Source organism: Delftia tsuruhatensis NBRC 16741, assembly GCF_001571325.1.
GTDB classification, from domain to species: Bacteria; Pseudomonadota; Gammaproteobacteria; order Burkholderiales; family Burkholderiaceae_C; genus Comamonas; species Comamonas tsuruhatensis.
The window spans coordinates 1-871 of sequence record NZ_BCTO01000127.1 but is presented as its reverse complement, the minus strand read 5'-3'; the positions used below and the strand labels follow the sequence as shown (position 1 = coordinate 871).

At 60.0% G+C, this 871-nt stretch carries 1 protein-coding gene; it reads left to right on the top strand.

The genetic code is table 11. From position 1 onward, the window contains the following. A partial coding sequence (locus tag DTS01S_RS29270; RefSeq protein WP_061290154.1) for an IS30 family transposase occupies positions 1–866 on the top strand: 866 nt, incomplete at its 5' end. Positions 867–871: the final 5 nt, after the last annotated feature.

Genomic DNA, 871 nt, shown 5'->3' with positions numbered 1-871 from the left:
TTCACCGCAACGGTGGCAAGAGTTGCTACAGGGCTGCGCGCGCCGATGAAGCAGCCTGGGAGCGTGCGCACCGCCCCAAGCCTTGCAAGCTGGCGAGCAATCCAGCCCTGGCGCAGATCGTGGCTGGCAAACTGCAGCATCGATGGTCGCCTGAGCAGATCGCCGGTTGGCTCAAACGGACCTACCCAGAGCAAAGGAGCATGCAGGTGTCCCACGAAGCCATCTATCGCACGCTCTTTGTCCAGACGCGGGGCGCTTTGAAGAAGGAGCTTCTGGAGCATTTGCGGCGCACCAGAGGCATGCGTCGTTCACGGCACTACACGCAAAAGACCAGTATCCATGGCCGAATCGTCGGTGCCGTCCCCATCAGCGAACGTCCGGCCTGTATAGAAGATCGGGCCGTGCCAGGGCATTGGGAAGGAGACTTGCTGTTCGGCGATGCTCATAGCCAGATCGCGACCTTGGTGGAGCGACACACGCGCTATGTGATGCTGGTCAAGCTGGTGGACAAAGACTCGTACACCGTGGCTGCGGCCCTAGCCAGACATGCCAGGAGCCTGCCGCATGAGCTCTACCGCTCCTTGACCTGGGATCGCGGCTCGGAAATGGCGGGGCACAAGCGCTTCACGTTGGCGACCGACATCCAGGTCTACTTCTGCGACCCGCACCATCCATGGCAACGGGGCACCAACGAGAACACGAACGGGTTACTCAGGCAGTACCTTCCCAAAGGCCTGGATCTGTCGGGCTACTCACAGGAGAGCTTGGATGCGATTGCAAGGCAGTTGAACCAGCGTCCCAGGAAGACGCTGGGGTTCAGAACACCTGCTGAAATGTTTGATGAGTGTGTTGCGTTGACCGGTTGAATCCA